14 protein-coding genes are annotated in these 17,456 nt (G+C 57.6%); 5 read left to right on the forward strand and 9 right to left on the reverse strand.

Features of this window, described 5'->3' with window-relative positions:
* Nucleotides 1-62: 62 nt before the first annotated feature.
* Nucleotides 63-2,582 (reverse strand): DEAD/DEAH box helicase, encoded by a 2,520-nt coding sequence (locus tag HMPREF2787_RS02175; RefSeq protein ID WP_141763259.1) that lies wholly within the window; start codon nucleotides 2,580-2,582, stop codon nucleotides 63-65.
* Between the two features lie 42 nt (nucleotides 2,583-2,624).
* A complete protein-coding gene (locus tag HMPREF2787_RS02180; RefSeq protein WP_070858250.1) occupies nucleotides 2,625-3,842 on the reverse strand; it encodes a PAC2 family protein in 1,218 nt (405 codons plus the stop codon).
* 229 nt (nucleotides 3,843-4,071) lie between these two features.
* Here HMPREF2787_RS02180 and HMPREF2787_RS02185 point away from each other — a divergent pair, with 229 nt between their 5' ends.
* The gene (locus HMPREF2787_RS02185; RefSeq protein ID WP_246824153.1) at nucleotides 4,072-5,184 is read left to right on the forward strand and encodes a DUF4192 domain-containing protein; all 1,113 of its coding nucleotides are present in this window, start codon (nucleotides 4,072-4,074) and stop codon (nucleotides 5,182-5,184) included.
* Between the two features lie 26 nt (nucleotides 5,185-5,210).
* Here the strand turns inward: HMPREF2787_RS02185 and galE are convergent, their stop codons facing one another.
* The 6 genes from galE to HMPREF2787_RS02215 form a co-directional block, all read right to left on the reverse strand.
* Entirely contained in the window at nucleotides 5,211-6,194 is a 984-nt protein-coding gene (gene galE / locus HMPREF2787_RS02190) for a UDP-glucose 4-epimerase GalE (RefSeq protein WP_070858252.1), read from the reverse strand.
* Nucleotides 6,191-6,871 (reverse strand): iron-dependent transcriptional repressor DtxR, encoded by a 681-nt coding sequence (locus HMPREF2787_RS02195; protein ID WP_070858253.1) that lies wholly within the window; start codon nucleotides 6,869-6,871, stop codon nucleotides 6,191-6,193. The genes galE and HMPREF2787_RS02195 overlap by 4 nt, the downstream gene beginning before the upstream one ends.
* 303 nt (nucleotides 6,872-7,174) lie before the next feature.
* Nucleotides 7,175-8,164 (reverse strand): sigma-70 family RNA polymerase sigma factor, encoded by a 990-nt coding sequence (locus tag HMPREF2787_RS02200; protein ID WP_048733276.1) that lies wholly within the window; start codon nucleotides 8,162-8,164, stop codon nucleotides 7,175-7,177.
* Nucleotides 8,165-8,300: 136 nt separating this feature from the next.
* A complete protein-coding gene (gene dtd, locus HMPREF2787_RS02205) occupies nucleotides 8,301-8,735 on the reverse strand; it encodes a D-aminoacyl-tRNA deacylase (protein WP_070858254.1) in 435 nt (144 codons plus the stop codon).
* On the reverse strand, nucleotides 8,736-10,301 hold the full coding sequence (locus HMPREF2787_RS02210; protein WP_070858255.1) for a DUF7782 domain-containing protein: 1,566 nt from the start codon (nucleotides 10,299-10,301) through the stop codon (nucleotides 8,736-8,738).
* A 39-nt stretch (nucleotides 10,302-10,340) separates the two neighbouring features.
* Nucleotides 10,341-10,880 carry a DUF3099 domain-containing protein gene (locus tag HMPREF2787_RS02215; protein WP_070429444.1) on the reverse strand — a complete coding sequence of 180 codons (540 nt, stop codon included), beginning with the start codon at nucleotides 10,878-10,880 and terminating at the stop codon, nucleotides 10,341-10,343.
* A 174-nt stretch (nucleotides 10,881-11,054) separates the two neighbouring features.
* Between HMPREF2787_RS02215 and HMPREF2787_RS02220 the strand changes: the two genes are divergently transcribed.
* From HMPREF2787_RS02220 to HMPREF2787_RS02235, 4 genes are all read left to right on the forward strand, one after another.
* Complete coding sequence (locus HMPREF2787_RS02220) at nucleotides 11,055-11,303, forward strand: DUF3039 domain-containing protein (protein ID WP_005509477.1); 249 nt, start codon at nucleotides 11,055-11,057, stop codon at nucleotides 11,301-11,303.
* Nucleotides 11,300-13,045 (forward strand): DEAD/DEAH box helicase, encoded by a 1,746-nt coding sequence (locus tag HMPREF2787_RS02225; protein ID WP_048733265.1) that lies wholly within the window; start codon nucleotides 11,300-11,302, stop codon nucleotides 13,043-13,045. Before HMPREF2787_RS02220 ends, HMPREF2787_RS02225 begins: the two co-directional genes overlap by 4 nt.
* 39 nt (nucleotides 13,046-13,084) lie before the next feature.
* Entirely contained in the window at nucleotides 13,085-13,525 is a 441-nt protein-coding gene (locus HMPREF2787_RS02230) for a hypothetical protein (RefSeq protein ID WP_070602507.1), read from the forward strand.
* Nucleotides 13,526-13,807: 282 nt separating this feature from the next.
* Complete coding sequence (locus tag HMPREF2787_RS02235; protein ID WP_070438311.1) at nucleotides 13,808-15,415, forward strand: SLC13 family permease; 1,608 nt, start codon at nucleotides 13,808-13,810, stop codon at nucleotides 15,413-15,415.
* A 318-nt stretch (nucleotides 15,416-15,733) separates the two neighbouring features.
* Here the strand turns inward: HMPREF2787_RS02235 and HMPREF2787_RS02240 are convergent, their stop codons facing one another.
* Nucleotides 15,734-17,296, reverse strand: coding sequence for an RNA polymerase sigma factor (locus tag HMPREF2787_RS02240; RefSeq protein WP_070858256.1), 1,563 nt, complete (start codon nucleotides 17,294-17,296; stop codon nucleotides 15,734-15,736).
* Between the last annotated feature and the right edge of the window lie 160 nt (nucleotides 17,297-17,456).

A 17,456-nucleotide genomic window follows, 5' to 3' on the forward strand; every position in this document is an offset into this window, starting at 1 on the left:
GCAGTAGTCGCGAACAAAAATACGCAAAGGCCGGGCTGCTAGTTGCAGCCCGGCCTTTGCATTTATCCCTGAATAATTCGCAGCGATGCCAACCTGACCTCGCCGTGTTCATCAGATGCAGCCAAGTCAACGTCCGCTTCAAAGCGCCACCCGTGGTCGCCCTCGGGATCATCGAGTATCTGGATCACATGCCATAGGCCCTCACCAGCCGAGCGGTCAATCGAAATCATATCGCCGCCGCGAGCCTTTGCATCGATTCCTAGGTCATCGTATTCATCGAAGTAGTGATCCATCGCGGCAGGCCAATCAGGTGCGTCGTCGAGGTAGTTGTCCAGGTCGGCCAGCTCCTCCTCCTTTTCAAAGGCAAAGAGCTGCACGTGGCGGAACATGAGATTGCGCACCATACGGGTGAATGCGCGCTCGTTGCCGGTAAGGGGCCGCGACTCGTCGGTGCCAAAAGCCGCTTCCTTGAGAGTTTCCTCGTCCAATGGCTTGTCCGGATCGGCCATCTGCGCCCATTCATCCACCAGGGAGTTATCCACCTGCACAACGAGCTCGCCGAGCCATTCCACAATGTCCCGGAGTTCCTCGTTAGCGGCTTCCGGTGGGAGAGTGTGTCGCAAAGTGCGCCAGGCATCGGTGAGGTAGCGCAAGAAAATACCTTCGGAGCGGGCAATTCCGTACTCAGATACTACGTCCGAGAAAGTCATGGCCTTTTCCACCATCTCGCGTACCACAGACTTGGGCGACAGCGAAAACTCACGCACCCATGGGTGACCTTGAGCATAGGTGTCGAATGCGCCCTCCAGCTCGTCGGCAAGCGGCATCGGCCATGTGATGTCTTCGACGATGTTCATACGTTCGGTGTAATCAACGCCTTCGGCCTTGAGCGCGGCGATTTCTTCTCCTCGCGCCTTTTTCTGCTGCGCGATGAGCAGTGGGCGTGGGTCTTCTTGAATTGATTCAAAGACACTGATGACATCGAGCGCGTAGTTCGGGCTGTCCTTATCCAGCAGTTCGAGCGCGGCGATGGCGAAAGGCGACAGCGGCTGATTGAGCGCGAAGTCACGCTGCAGCTCCATTGTCAGCTCGGGGCGGCAGTCATCGCCTTCGCCATGCGTGACGACGATTCCCGCGTTGACCAAACCGCGGTAGAGCTCAATTGCGGTCAGAATAGCCTCATTTTGTTGGTGGCGGGTGTCGTGATTGGTGCGCAGCAGATGACGCATGTGTTCGTAGGTATCGCCACCACGTGCAATGACGTTGAGCAACATACCGTTGGTAACTGCAAAGCGACTGGTCAGCGGCTCCGGTGGCTGAGAAACGATTTTGTCGAAGGTCTTCTCCGACCATGTCACTTCGCCCTTGGGAACGGACTTCAGCCTCAACTTCTTCAGTTTGGCCTCATCCTGGCCGGCCCGGCGCCGCAGCTTGGCGTTTTCGATTTCGTGTTCAGGTGCTTCGACAACTACGGTGCCCTCGGTGTCGTAGCCAGCACGGCCGGCGCGTCCAGCAATCTGGTGGAACTCGCGTGACTTGAGAATACGGCTACGACGGCCATCGAACTTGGCCAAACCGGTAATCAGCACCGTGCGAATAGGCACGTTGATGCCGACGCCGAGAGTATCCGTGCCACAGATGACCTTCAGCAGACCAGTCTGAGAGAGACGCTCAACTAAACGACGGTACTTCGGCAGCATTCCCGCATGGTGGACGCCAATGCCCTGGCGCACCAACTTGGAAAGCACTCGACCAAAGGCCGTGGTAAACCGGAAATCGCCAATCTCTTCGCGAATCCGCTCCTTTTCCTCCTTCGTCAGCAGCTTCAGACCGGTCAGTGCTTGGGCCTGTTCAGCTGCTTGGCGCTGGGAGAAAAAGACGATGTAGATTGGGGCTTTGCCGGATTCCAGCAACTCTGCCAGCGTGTCATGAACTGGTGTGTAGACATAGTGGAAATCCAGCGGTACCGGGCGCGTAGTACCTGTAACGAGGTTGACGTCGAGTCCCGTGCGTTCCTTCAGATCCGCCTCAAACTTTTGAGTGTCGCCGAGAGTGGCGGACATCAACAAGAATTGGCAACGGGAAAGCTCGAGCAAGGGCACTTGCCATGCCCAGCCACGATCGGGATCCGCATAGAAGTGGAATTCATCCATTACCACCTGGTCAATATCGGCGTCGGCCCCGTCGCGCAGCGCGATATTGGCGACAATTTCCGCAGTTGCGCAGATGATGGGTGCACCACCGTTGACGGTGGCATCGCCGGTCATCATACCGACATTCTCAGCGCCAAAGACCTCGCAGAGGGCAAAGAACTTCTCGCTGACCAAGGCCTTAATAGGCGCTGTGTAAAAGCTGCGCTGGCCACGAGCGAGGGCGCAGAAGTGGGCAGCGATAGCCACCATCGACTTACCCGACCCCGTTGGGGTGGCAAGGATGACGTGGTCGCCACCAGCGAGACCAATAGCGGCCTCCTCCTGGGCAGGGTAGAGCGTGATGCCCTGATCCCTGGTCCAGGCAATGAACGAGTCCATAATCGCATCGTCGAAGAGGGACTCAGGAACCTCAGCTAGGTCGGGAAGCATTTCAGATAGTGACACGCTTCCCACCCTAGCGGTAACCCCGGATTAGAAGCGGAACCAGGGCTTCCAGCCCCGCCGACGGCGAGGCTTTTCCGGTTCACCGGATTCTTCGCTTTCCGCCTGCTCTTCTCGAGACTGTTCAGGCTCAGGCTGTTCTGACTCAGGCTGTTCGTCAGTGTCGTCTGCAGAAAACTCCGCTGACCTATCATCCGCCGAGGCTGACTCGGGTTCTTCCGAGCGTGCGTCAGTGTCCTCTGATGTAGTTGCCGAGGAATCTGCATTGGCCGGGGTCTCCGGCTCGTCGTCAAGCGAGGAAGAATCTTCTACTGGACGCAGCGGTTGAGAAGCGAGGAACTTCTCGAACTCCGCGCCAATCTCGTCGGCCGAAGGCATCTCGCCGTTAGGCCCAAGCAGGGGAGATGCCTCCAGCTCTTGACGACGTTGAACTTCCTGGTCGTACTGTTCCTCGAGAAGATTGACCAGCTGAGAGACCTCGCCCGAATCATTCGTCTGCGTATTGAGCAGCTCCGCCACCCGCGCGGATTCCTTCTCCAATGCCTCAAGCGGGAGCTCGAGCTTGGCTAGTTTTGCTACCTCCTGCAACAGCCGCAGTGACGCCAGCGGATACTCAGAGGCCGCGACATAGTGTGGCACCTGTGCGGTGAAACCAAAGGCATCACAACCGCGGCTTGCGAGCTCGTACTCAATGTTCAGGCTCGCAGCACCTGGAACCGTGACACGGTTGCCCCAAGTATGCATATCACCGAGTTTCCGCTTATCGGTGCCATGGGCGATAATGCCCAGCGGTCGGGTGTGCGGAACCGTCATCGGCGCCGAGTACAGCGACAAAGTCCGACCGACATCGTAGCGCTCTGCCAAATCTGCAACGGCTGTTGAGAAAGCCTCCCACCGCATGTCTGGCTCAGGGCCAGAAAGCAGTAAAAACGGCTTGCCGACGTTGTCGCGAACCACATTGAGCGACAGGTTCAAATCGGATACATCCACAATCTGGTCGTGGTTCATCGTCACAGCGGGACGGCGGGAACGATAATCAATCAGCTCGTCGATAGAAAAGTTCACCAATGGACGGTGCTCGAGAGCATCCAAGAGGAAACTAGCTGAGTCCGAGACGGCATTACCGGCATCCGCATAACCGCTAAGTGCAATGACCAGGGTCAGATGCCCCTCGCTTCCCGTTACGTCAGGAACAGGGAAAACTACCTCGTACATATTGCCCTGAGGCTTGTCGGTCGGATTACTCACGTACGACTACCTCCTGCATCACTTTTTTCGTCATTTGAAGTAAACAACCACAATACCGCAGAAATTATTCCAGTTATCCACAAGTTGAAAGTAGTCCACAGATGGGCCGATTGTTCCGGTCGCGCACAAGCAAGGTTGTTGCGGATTCGATAACAATGGGAGCCACCAGATGGCGAGAGGATTGTCCGCTGTCGAGCTATTCCAATGGGGGAAAAGGGGGAAGGAATCAATGGGAAACAAAAAGAACTTCGGTGCAGGACAAATGCCTGAAATTGAGCCGAGTGTTTTTCTGACGAACCTGCCGGGAATCGTTGGATTCTATCCGCGGGGGCAGGTAGTGATTGCGGCGTTGTATCGTCAACAGGTCGAAGATCTCATCGATGGCAAGGTCGAGTTTGATCCGACAGCGCATGCTGGCCCGATGCTGATTAAGGATGTGGCCTCGATGGAGAGCAATCCTGAGTTGGTGCGGGCAGCTGCGGATTTCCTCCTCGATGAAGGATGCACTCACGCAGATGTGTTTATCATCGACGAATCCTGGGGGATTGAAAAGGACTCCACACCTATTACAGGCTGGCTGCGAGAAGGCGGCCTGCATGGGGTGCGTTTGGCGGGCGTTGCCACTATTGCTGCGGGGGAAGTTGTCACGGACGAGCAGGGAGAGATCGTCGGCATTGTCGGTGACAGTCTGATGACCGAGAATGCAAATCTAATCTCTCGGCAGGGAGAGCAGATTTTCAAAAACTATGAGGAGTACCGCAGCTATTTTCGAGGTGGCCAATTCCGCGACAGTAAAGACAGGGCTCTGATTGAACGCCTCCGGGAACGAGCGACAGCCGTTGAGCAGCCGAAAAAGCTCAAAATTGGTTCGGACAATCCCGCGCTCATTGAGCACTTCGACATGTTAAAAACCGCCGTGGAAAACGTGGCCGATGGTGTGCTGGATGCGCATGAGGCGGTTCGCGATGAAACCGCAGGATATGCGATTGCTGCAGCATTGACCAACGTCACCTTGCGCGATATGTCCATGATTTTCATTACTACGCAGTTGGCGCAATCAATGGGAGAAATCTGGCGCGAGGCCGCAATCGTCCACCGCGGCAGCCTGCGTGCAAACGCTTTAGCATGTTTTGCCATCGCAAAGTTCGCGGCTGGGCTGGAGAACTATGCGCAAACAGCCCTCGATGAGGCAGCGGGTGAGCAACCGAATCATTCACTGACTCAGTTGCTGGAAATTGCGGTCGCCAATCAAATTGTACCGAGGTGCGTCGGCACAATTCTTGGTGCAGCACAAGAGGTACTGCGCAGGGTATACAAGGTGAAAATGCCGCGTATTGATTAGCGCCCCTGCAAGCTGTGCTGCAGTACCTAGCGGTGCGCCGAGTGGGCTCGGTCGCCGAGGGTCTTGGTGTACTCCCATGCATCGGTGACGATGGTCTCCAGCTCCGTGTGATTGGGCTTCCATCCGAGCTCGTCCATGGCGCGCTGAGAAGAGGCAATAAGGGTTGCCGGATCACCGGCTCTACGCGGTGCATCCTCAGCGGGAATCGGGTGACCGGTGACCTTACGGCAGGTCTCAATGACCTGGCGAACTGAAAAGCCGTCGCCGGAACCGAGGTTAAAGATACGGTGGGTTCCCGGCGTGTTGGACTCCAGTGCCAAGACATGCGCATCGGCGAGGTCTTTGATGTGGATGTAGTCACGCACCGCGGTGCCGTCCGGAGTCGACCAGTCATTGCCAAAGACCATAATCTTGTCGCGGTGACCGAGCGCAACTTGCAGTACCAGTGGGATGAGGTGAGTTTCCACCTCACGGTTTTCGCCAAAACCGCCCCAGGCACCCGCCACATTGAAGTAACGCAAGCTGGTAGCACCGATGTTGTATGCCTTGGCGTAAGACGCGATAGCGTAGTCCATGGCCAGCTTGGTGGCACCGTAAGGGTTGGTCGGCGCGGTTGGCATGTCTTCGGTAATTGGTGTCTTCTCTGGTTCACCGTAGGTCGCGGCTGTCGAGGAGAACACCAGGTTATTCGTGCCGGTATCACGCATCGCGTCGAGTAGCTTCAGGGTCTGGCCCACATTGTTGTGCCAGTAGTCGGAAGGAACTTCGACAGACTCACCAACAAGCGATTTCGCAGCGAAATGAACGACGCCGTCGAACCTGTCGGAGGACAAAACCTCGTAGGCTTTGTCCGCCACATCACCTTCGACCAAGGTTGCGCCCTCCGGTACCGCATCACGGTTGCCAACAGAGAAGTTGTCCAGAATGGTGACGTCATGGCCAAGAGAAATCAATACTGCCGAGCAAACGCTACCGACGTAGCCGGCACCACCAGTGACTAGGAGTTTCATTTGATAATCACCATAATCGCGTGAGACAGAGTATCCGGAATGTCAAGAGAATGATCACCGCGGGCGAGAGTTACTCGACCAGCAGCAACCTCGGCAAGCGCCTCAGTACCCGGCATAATTCCGGCCCTGTGGAGACGCTTCATGTAGCTCTGCTCGACCTGCAGGATCTCGTTAATCTGGACGATTTCAATGGTGTATTCACCGGGGTTTAGGTCCGACAATCGGCGAACGTTCTCTAACGGTTCAAGCGGCTTAGTGCCACCGAGGTCTTCCAAACCGGGAATCGGATTGCCGAATGGGGAGCGTGTGTAAGAGTCAAGCACGTCGAGAAGCTTGCGCTCGACCTCGTCACTCATTACGTGCTCCCAGCGGCAGGCTTCATCGTGAACCTTGTCCCATTCGAGGCCAATGACATCCGTAAGTAGGCGCTCTGCTAGGCGGTGCTTACGCATGACAGCCGTGGCTAGCCTGCGGCCCTCGTCGGAAAGCTGCAAGCTGCGATCTGGGGCAACTACGAGAAGGCCATCGCGCTCCATGCGCGCAACGGTTTGGCTAACGGTCGGCCCCGACTGCTCAAGGCGTTCGGCAATGCGAGCACGCAAAGGAATGATGCCCTCTTCTTCGAGTTCGAAAATCGTACGTAAGTACATTTCCGTGGTGTCAACCAAATCCCTCACGGTTTTCCTCCGATAACACAGTCTTAAAAGTTTTCACTCAAGTATTAGGATAACCACACTTGCGTAAGAAAGATGTTAGGGCTCGCAAATCCAGTGGTTTTGGTGCCGATTAGTCAGCGAAAAGCTTGGTTCGGTGGGCGCTGCTGAGACGGAAGGGAGCGTACCCGATGTCGAAAGTTCGACTTGCAGACGAAAACGCCGACCGTCAGTGTGGATGAAACTCCCGCACGGGGTCGGCATTGAAGTCCAGCTCTATCTCAGGGCTGAAATTGGTAACCCTATCGATGTCACCGCCATGTGGCGTTAGTTTGCGTACTCACGCAGCTTGTCAGCACGGTCACCCTCGCGCAGCTTGGACATAACTTCCCGCTCAATCTGGCGGACGCGCTCGCGAGACAGGCCAAAGTGGCGGCCAATCTGATCCAGCGTGCGGGGCAGGCCGTCGTCGAGACCGTAGCGGAGCTTAATAACCTCCTGCTCTCGAATCTCGAGAGTGGACAGAACCTTGCGGACATCGTGGTGACGCAGGGAAGCGACTACTGCCTCCTCGGCATCAGTTGCCTCTGAGTCCTCGATGAAGTCTCCCAGAGGGGCTTCCTCATCAGTGCCCACTGGCATGTCCAAGCTCACCGGGTCGCGGGACTGACGCAGCAGCATCTCAATCTTGGCTTCTGGAATGCCGGATTCTTCGGACAGTTCCTCATTTGTAGCCTCACGGCCGAGCTGCTGGTAGAGCTCACGCTTGATACGAGAAATCTTGTTGACCTGCTCAACCAAATGGACAGGGAGGCGAATAGTGCGCGACTGATCAGCCATACCGCGGGTAATAGCCTGGCGAATCCACCACGTTGCGTAGGTGGAGAACTTGAAGCCCTTGGTGTAGTCGAACTTTTCCATGGCGCGGATGAGGCCCAAGTTGCCCTCCTGGATTAGATCCAGCAGCGGCATGCCGCGGTTGGTGTAGCGCTTCGCTAGCGAGACCACAAGACGAAGATTGGCTTCGAGTAGGTGGGCACGTGCGGCCTTACCTTCCTTCGCCAAAATCTTGACATCACGCTTCTTTGCGCGGGTCATTTTCGCGCCGGTCTGCAGCAAATGCTCGGCGTATACGCCAGCTTCAATGCGCTTAGAAAGCTCCACCTCTTCTTCAGCGCTGAGAAGAGCAGTCTTTCCGATGCCGTTCAAATACACACGAACCAAATCGGCGGACGGGTTGGAGTTATTGCCGGTGCGGCGCCCCTTGTCCCTTGCCTGACCTTCCAGTTCGTCATTTTGAATATCGGCACTCTTCATGAATCTGCCTCCTGGATTTTTAAGTGGACTCAATAACTACAACGCGCGGAGTTACGAAAATGTTCCCGTGAAAGATGATGAATGTCAATAGGGTAATTTTGCCATGCAAATATAATGTTAAGAAAAACTATCGTCACTAGCATTCCACGAGAACTGTAAAGGGTCCGTCATTGACTGATGCGACCTCCATCATTGCCCCAAATTGTCCCGTTTCGACCGTCAAGCCACGATCGCGCAAGTTCTCGACAATTTTTTCAATGACGGGTTCGGCCTCTGGGCCCGGAGCCGCGTCTACCCACGACGGCCGCCGTCCCTTCTTTGTCGCCCCCATCAACGTGAATTGACTAACGACGAGCACCGGGGCGCCAGCGTCGGCAGCGCTGAGCTCGCCATCCAGAATGCGCAGCTCCGCGATCTTGCGGGCCATCGTTTCCCAAGCATCGGCAGCGTCCTCGCGGCCAACGCCTACGAGCGCCAAAATGGCGCCGGTATCGCCTCCGTCAACGTGACCTACAACGGAGTCGTCGACAGTGACTGACGCGGATTTAACTCGGGTGAGAACGGCTTTCATTTACTGTTTATCCTCCAAGAGCTCGGTGGGGAGAATCAGACCATGGCGAACCAGGTCAACAACGATGGGAACTAGGGCATCCTTGATTGCAGGTACTTCGGACTCATCAAAGGCTCCAAACATTGCCATGATGTCGATGACGGAGCCCAAAGCAGCTTCGGGATGCAGCGCACCCAGAATGGTTGCCACGGCCTCATCGATTGAGTGTGTCCAGGCGGGGCCGTCGGTGCGTGAGATGCGCGTATCGAACTCAGTGAAGCCCTGGCCGCTGTCGACGTCGGCAAGCGAAACGCGTTCTAAGGCGACGCCAGGGCGCAGAGTAAAGGCAGCTTCGAGGATGGTGTCGGCAGTTTGTGCCCGAAGCCATTCGGCGCGGCCGAGATACTCCTCGGCTTCGGCGGCGAAGGGAGCGGCCAAAGGCTGCGGCATTTCTTCGCACACAGCGGAAGTCGGGCCGGCAATGCGTTGGACTGTGATGTAGCCGAACCCGATGCCTGTCACGCCGCTGTTGCGGAAGTGCTCCAGCCAGGCACGGGAGCGCTCGCAGCCCTCCGGGCTGCGGGGGTCGATGGACTCGTCTCGAAGCCAGGTGCCAATGTATTCCGCCGGCGTGGCGATATCTCGTTGTGTTACCCACACTTCGAGGCCTTCAGCAGGGAGCCAAGAGGCGATGCGCTGTTGCCAACTTTCGCCCTCGATATGGGCCCAAGCGCCGAGCAGATGCGCCGTGCCGCCGTCGGTGAGATGGTCGGCCAGACCGCGGATCATAAGCTCGGTGGCACCGTCCAGATTCAATCCTGAGTCACGGTAAACATGTTCCACACTTGGCAGCCCTACGACGAACGGCGGGTTTGCCACAATGCGGTCAAACTTCTTGGCTGCAACCGGTTCAAACCAGGATCCTTCGAGGGCCTGCGCCTGGTCGAAGCCATTAGCTGCGAAAGTAGCGCGGGCAAAAAACAGCGCCCGGGGGTGAATGTCCGTCGCGACAATCGACTTTGCATCCGGCTGGGCAAGACTCTGGACGCCACAACCGGCACCGAGGTCGAGTACGGATTCCACCGCCGAGGTCGGCGAAATATCGAGGAGGGAGCGGGAAGCCCGCCCCACGCCCAAGACATGATCGGGTCCAGGAACGTGATCGCTCATAGAGGCATCGCGGTCGGAAAAGACAATACGGTCGACTCCCGCAATCTCGACCGGGCGCACATCTATACACACCTGTGCGTTGGTGGCGGTGCCGGCAAGTATGCCGCTGCCCAGTAACTTGGCTGTCAGCTCAGCCCCAAATAGCTGCTGTGCGTCGGCGAAATCGCCCAGGATGAAAAGACGCAACGCGGTCACAGTGTCCGCAGAAACGCCCTCAGTTTCGGTAAGCAGAACATCGACAACGCCGGGCTCACCGCGGTCCAGCGCTGCCAGTCCCTCGGCGCCTAGGACTCGACGCAGTGACTCACTGGAAAACTCAAGGCGCCTGAGCGCGGTGGCAAATTCCTCCGCACAGTCGACAAAATCACGAAGCTGCTGATCAGTCGGTGGGGTGAAGGTGGAGGGGGAAAAGGTCATTGTAGGCACTACCTTCGTCGTAAAGCGGGGCGGAGGGGGCTAGTTAGGGGAGCTTGACGACGGATCGTCGTCTTCCGGCATATCGATGACATTTGCATCATCGAAGGGGGGTGAGATGGTCTCGTTACCGGACTGCGGCCGTGCGTCGGTGTCTTCGGTACTGGCGGCAGAACCGAGCGCGCGCATCTCTGCTTCCTTGAGGGCGCGCTGGCGTTGCTGCTCCTCCCATTTGCGGTTTTGCTCGCGTACAACTCCAGGCTTGTAGACGCGCGGCTTACGCTTGTCAGCGGGTTCTCCAACGCCATTGGCGATGACAACCGCGATCCACGGCATGGGTACGGAGACGACCATGAGAATCGCTGCAATCCACGGCACATCCCACCACAGATAAAAAGCGCCGGAAAGAAGCAGCAGCGGAATGCGAGACCATTGCAGGGCCGCGTAGACGTGGCGGCGGTGGTCATAGTTGCGAATCCGAGAGCCGCGGGCGTCGGTAATCAACGCCGCGTCTTTCTTGCGTCGCCGGGAACTTCCGCGTTTCGGCAGCGCGGAGTCGCGACGGTCATTGATTCGCGCCATGGTTGTCTAGCATACGCCTGTGGCGTGGGGTCGTCTCAACTAGCTATGTCCGTTGCAGCCGCATGCTCGCGTAGTCGTAGCGATGTTGTGGATGGCTGTGGAAGGCAGCAGTCAGCAGCGGCCAGCACCTGGGTCACTGGGCATAATTTGACCGATGGGGCACAATTGGAATCTGTGAGCACTCCATTGAAGACGACAAAGACGATTGAACGCACCGATACCCGCGTCGATGAGTCGACGAGGGACGATACCCCGAAGTTCTTCCATTACGTCAAGAAGGACCAGATCGTGAACTCCGCGGTCAACGGCTCCTACGTCGTTGCTCTGTGCGGTGAAACCTTCCCTGTGAAGAAGTCGGCGAAGCCGGGTTCACCGGTATGCCCTGACTGCGAGCGGATTTACAAGTCCCTGCGTCGCAAGTGAGCGGGCTTCGTAAATGGCAGCAGGAGGCTCTCGACAAATACCTGGCGACTAACCCCAAGGACTTCCTTGCAGTGGCGACACCGGGCGCAGGTAAGACGACCTTCGCCCTGCGTATCGCCAGTGAGTTGCTGTCGCGCCGGATCGTCGAGCGCATCATCGTCGTGGTTCCCACTGAGCACCTGAAAGTGCAGTGGGCTGCTTCCGCTGCTCGTTCGGGGATTGCGTTGGATCCCAAATTCACCAACGCCAAGGGTGTGGTAAACCCCTCCTACCAGGGAATTGTTGTGACCTACGCCCAAGTCGCAGTGCATCCGTTTAAGCACCATGCCGTAGCCACCGCTCGGCCGACATTGGTGATTCTGGACGAGGTGCACCACGGCGGCGATGCCAAGAGCTGGGGCGACGGTATTTCCGAAGCTTACGGCGATGTCGAACGCCGCCTGTGCCTAACTGGTACGCCGTTCCGCTCCGATGACGCGGCGATTCCGTTTGTTCGCTACTCGCCGGACGGCGATGGTTACTCGCGTTCCGTCGCCGATTACACGTACGGCTATTCCAATGCGCTTGCCGACGGCGTCGTGCGCCCAGTGGTCTTTTTGGCTTATTCCGGTGAAGCTCGCTGGCGTGATAGCGCGGGTGATGAGTTCGCTGCGCGACTGGGCACCGTGATGAGTCCAGAGGAGACCACGCGTGCTTGGCGCACCGCGCTTGACCCAAAGGGCGAGTGGATGCCATCTGTGCTGCGGGCAGCGCACACCCGGCTCTCGCAGATGAGGCAGCATATCCCGGACGCGGGTGGCCTGGTTATCGCCTCCGACGCGGCAACTGCCCGTGCGTACAAACGCATTCTCGAGCAGATTGCCTCTACGCCGGTGGCGTTAGTGCTCTCGGATGAACCGGGCTCGTCGGAACGAATCAAGACTTTCTCCGAGTCCACCGATGAGTGGATGGTGGCCGTGCGCATGGTCTCCGAAGGCGTGGACGTGCCGAGGCTGGCGGTCGGCGTGTACGCGACCAGTTCCTCGACTCCACTATTCTTCGCGCAGGCTATCGGACGATTCGTGCGAAGCCGCATGCCGGGGGAGACCGCTTCGGTCTTCTTGCCGTCGATTCCGGTGCTGCTCGACTTGGCCTCGCAGATGGAGGTGCAGCGCAACCACGTGCTCGGCAAGCCGGATCGGCCTTCGGAAGGCTGGGAGGATGACTTGGTCGCTGAGGCCAATCGCCGCAAGGATGAGCCCGACGAATTGCTGCCGGCCTACGAATCCATTGGCGCGGATGCTGAACTCGACTACCTCATCTACGACGGCTCCTCCTACGGCACCGCAACCGTTGCCGGTTCCGCCGAAGAGGCCGATTATCTGGGTTTGCCAGGGCTTCTCGACGCCGATCAGATGCGACTCTTGCTGCGTCAGCGGCAGGATGAACAGCTTAAAGCCGCCAGTGCCCGAGAGAAGGAAGCCCGCGAGGAGGCGAGGGAATCGTCGTCAAGCGGGGGCGAAGGGGGCGCGGTGCACCGGATTGAGGGATCGGCGTACCCAAGGCCGCAGAAGGTGGCCAGTGAGGTGTTGCCGAAGTTGCGGAAGGAGCTCAATACGCTGGTGTCGATGACAGCGGCGCGAACCGGTAAGCCACATGGTCAAGTGCATAACGAGGTTCGGCGCGCCTGTGGTGGCCCGCCGACTGCGCTATGTACGGAGGAACAGTTGCGTGATCGCATCAGCTACCTGCGTAATTGGTAGGGTTTCAAACGAACTGAGCAATCTATGGTGGAGAGAAGAATGTCGGCAAGCAGTGATAAGTCGAGGCCGTCGGAATTGACCGGCGGTGGTTTGTCGGCTGTACCAGGCAATGACGGTCGGACTATTGGCGTGCTGGCGCTGATCTTTGGCGTCGGCGGACTCTTGATGTCCTGGATGATTGTTGGTGGCATCCTCGGTGTCTTTGGCATTGTTCTGGGCATCATCGCGATTGCGAAGGCAATGAGTGCTAAGAAACGCGTGCAGGCAGCTGGGGGAGACGCGGTCATCAGCGGTTCGTTCGGATTGGGCGTGGTCGGCATTGTGACGGGTATCGCAGCCGCCGTGGTGTCGCTGATGTTGTATTCGTCGACATCAGATGCGATGTCGAAGTGCGAGAAGTTCGAGCGCACCTCGGGAGAGTATGCCGAGTGCATCTCTAAGCAGATGGGTACTGATCAGCCAAAGAAGCAATCGGAGTGAATTCGGAAGCGACATCAATGGCGGTCTTACTTTGTGCCCGGAGTTTTCGGTCAACGCCAAATACGCAATCAGGAATTGAGCTAACCCCGTAATCCACCCCCGAAGCCCAACTGCCTGCAGTTTCGGCCGGGGGTTTCTTAGCGAAATCTCATATCTGGCCGAGTGTTGGTAATGATATTGGTGTCAGAAAGTACCCACATTTGGCATCCCCTACATGCGGTAAACGTTTGAACATGCGTGCAATACAGGATGTCTGCTGATTATTAAATAGGAGCGTGAATCGTGGCAGCGACATCTACGCGCGACAACTCCCCGGAACTGTCACCTGGCCAACAAGACCGTGGATACCTCAGCCGGGAGCTTTTCCGTAAGCGCACCGGTCTAGGACTCGGTATCATCCTGGCCCTGCTCGTGTACTTCTTTATGCCGGCTGAGCTCGATCACAACCTGCGTGCAACCGCAGGCGTAGCAGTGCTTATGGCCGTGTGGTGGATGTCCGAGGCTATCCCGATTGCCGTTACGGCTCTGCTGCCGCTGGCTCTATTCCCGATTCTCAACCTCGCGGAGATTAAGGATTTCTCGGGCAAGTACACAGACCCGACTATCTTCCTCTTTATGGGCGGCTTCCTGTTGGCGCTGGCGATGCAGCGTTGGAACCTCCACAAGCGCGTCGCATTGTGGGTTCTGGTGCTCATGGGGTCGTCACCAAAGATGCTGATTCTCGGCTTCATGGTGGCTACTGGCTTCCTGTCGATGTGGGTCTCCAACACGGCCACGGCCGTGATGATGCTGCCAATCGGTGTGTCCGTCCTGAGCCTCATTGTCCGAATGCTGCACGATGAAAAGGTTGCTGCAGAGGATACGGGCTCTGCGAGCGAATCCGTCGCTGAAACCCCCGGTGGGGATGCGCTGGAGGAGGCCGAGGAGTCGTCGTCAAGCTATGACCCGATGCCAAAGTCAAACTTCGGTATCGCGCTGATGCTGGGTATCGCTTACGCGGCATCGATTGGCTCGCTGGGCACGATTATTGGTACTCCGCCGAACGCGATGCTGGCGGCCTACATGGCGGAGCAGGGTGTCAACATTGGGTTCGGCCAGTGGATGCTGCTGGGTGTCCCGGTGGCGGTTGTGCTCATGCTCTGTGCATGGTTTTTGCTGACAAATGTTCTGTTTAAGCCGGAGATTACGCATATTCCAGGTGGGCGCGAACTCATGCGTGACGAGTTGAAGCGCCTTGGCCGTATGTCGACTGGAGAGCGCCGAGTGCTCCTGGTGTTTATCGCGGCGGCACTGGCGTGGGTCTTTGTTCCGGTGCTGCTGCCCGACACCAAGATTGCCGATGCGGTTATCGCAATGACCGTGGGTATTGCGTTGTTCCTTATTCCGGGTGGCCCTAATGGCGTGAAGCTCATGCGCTGGGAAAATGCGTTGGAGCTGCCGTGGGGTGTGCTGCTGCTGTTCGGTGGTGGCCTGGCGCTGTCCTCGCAGTTCGGTGCCTCTGGGCTGTCGGACTGGATTGGCGAGCAGCTGTCTACTCTCGGCTGGATGCCAGTGGCTGCACTCGTGGTTGTCGTCGGCGCCGTTGTGCTGTTCCTGACCGAGTTCACCTCTAACACCGCGACGGCCGCGACCTTCCTGCCGCTGGTTGGTGCGATGGCAATCGGTCTGGGCCACGACCAGATGATCTTCGCAGTTCCGGTTGCTCTGGCGGCTACTTCGGCATTCATGATGCCGGTTGCAACACCGCCGAACGCCATCGCCTATGGCTCTGGCTACGTCAGCATGCACAACATGGTCAAGGCCGGTGTCTGGCTGAACATCGTCGCACTGATCGTGATTTCTGTGGCGTCGCTGACGCTGCTGCAGTGGGTATTCGGCGTCGTGTACTAGCTGGGTAGGTAGTAGCCCGTAGTGGATGGTGGGGCAGTGCGCTGAACCGCCACCGGGCTTCTCCGCCTAGCGTTGCTCAGATGCTCCTTCGCCCCGTTCCACTTTGGTGGTTCGGGGCTTTTGGCTGCAAATGTGAAACTGTGTGAGTTTATGACACTTTCAAGCCATTTTTCAGGTCATTTTTGACATAAACGCAGTCAGTAACTCACTAGCGCTGACACCAAAAGAAAAACCGGGCCCGAAAAAGGTGTAAAACCTCATTCAAGCCCGATTCTCTGGGGCTAGCTGTTAGCCCCTGAACAACTTCAGGTTAAAGCTTTACTCCAAGTAGTCGCGCAGCACCTGCGAACGCGATGGGTGACGCAGCTTGGACATCGTCTTGGATTCAATCTGACGGATTCGCTCGCGAGTCACACCGTAGACCTGGCCAATCTCGTCAAGAGTACGTGGCATGCCGTCGGTAAGGCCGAAGCGCAGACGGACGACACCGGCTTCGCGTTCGGAGAGGGTCTCCAGAACGTCGCCAAGCTGATCCTGGAGGAGCGTGAAGCTGACGGCGTCCACGGCGATGACGGCCTCGGAGTCCTCGATGAAGTCACCGAGCTGGGAGTCGCCCTCGTCACCGATGGTCTGGTCCAGCGAAATGGGTTCACGAGCGTACTGCTGAATTTCGAGGACCTTTTCCTCGGTGATATCCATTTCCTTAGCGAGCTCTTCCGGAGTGGGCTCGCGGCCCAGATCCTGGAGCAGCTCACGCTGGATACGGCCGAGCTTATTAATGACCTCGACCATGTGAACCGGAATACGAATGGTTCGAGCCTGGTCGGCCATTGCACGAGTAATGGCCTGGCGAATCCACCACGTTGCGTACGTGGAGAACTTGTAGCCCTTGGTGTAGTCGAACTTCTCGACGGCACGAATCAGGCCGAGGTTGCCCTCCTGAATCAAGTCGAGGAAAGCCATGCCACGGCCGGTGTAGCGCTTTGCCAGGGACACCACGAGACGGAGGTTGGCTTCGAGTAGGTGATTCTTGGCGCGCTGACCGTCGCGAGAAATCTCGCGCAAGTCGCGCTTCTGAGCGTAAGCGATGCGCTCGCCGGCTTCCTTGGCCTCGTCAATCTTGTACTGCGCATACAGACCAGCCTCGATGCGCTTTGCCAGACTGACTTCTTCCTCGGCAGTCAGCAGCGCGACCTTACCAATCTGCTTGAGGTAGGCGCGGACAGAGTCAGCGGAGGCGGTGAGGGCAGCATCCTTGCGGGCCTGACGCAGACGAGCGGACTCGTCCTCGTTCCAGACCTCGTCGCCCTCGTCCTCTTCATCCTCGTCTTCGTCTTCGTCCTCGTCGTCCTCTTCTTCATCATCGTCGAGGTCGTCGTCTTCGAGGTCGTCATCATCTAGATCGTCGTGAAGATCATCGTCTTCGAGATCATCATCCAGATCCGGGTCGTAGTCCCGCTCCTGCTCCAAGTCGTGGTCGAGTTCCTCGTCCTCGAGCTCTTCGTTCTCAGTTGCGTCTAAAGCCTGCGCGTCCTTCGCCTTCGCTGCAGCAGCCTTGGCGGCGGTGGCCTTCGCAGCCGTTGTTCGCTTAGTTGCCTTCTTGGCGGCGGCCTTACGCGTGGTCTTCTTAGCGACCGATTTCTTGGCCGCCTTCTTCACGGTCTTCTTGGCAGCTGCCTTCTTAGCGGTCGCCTTTTTCGCCGCAGTCTTGGTAGCAGCCGTCTTTTTGGCAGCTGTTTTCTTCGCGGCAGTCTTCTTTGCCACGGTCTTCTTCACTGCCTTCTTGATGGCCTTCTTTACAGCCTTCTTTGCAGGAGTAGCTGAACCGGTGCCACTCCCGGTGGATTGGTCCTGAGCTTGCCCCAGTTCGTTGCCTGCCACGAACGCCCTTTCACGATGTACGTTGTGTGCGCCGCCAAAGCCGCCGCCAGCTTCTCTCTGTCAGAGAGAAGCTCAACGCGCCAGTGGTGCGCCTTTACTTCGTCTATAGCCAACTAGCCGAATGGAAAACATTCAGAGCTGACCTTTTCGTGCCACGGTC

The sequence above is a fragment of the Corynebacterium sp. HMSC061H03 genome, from assembly GCF_001838215.1.
GTDB classification, from domain to species: Bacteria; Actinomycetota; Actinomycetes; order Mycobacteriales; family Mycobacteriaceae; genus Corynebacterium; species Corynebacterium jeikeium_D.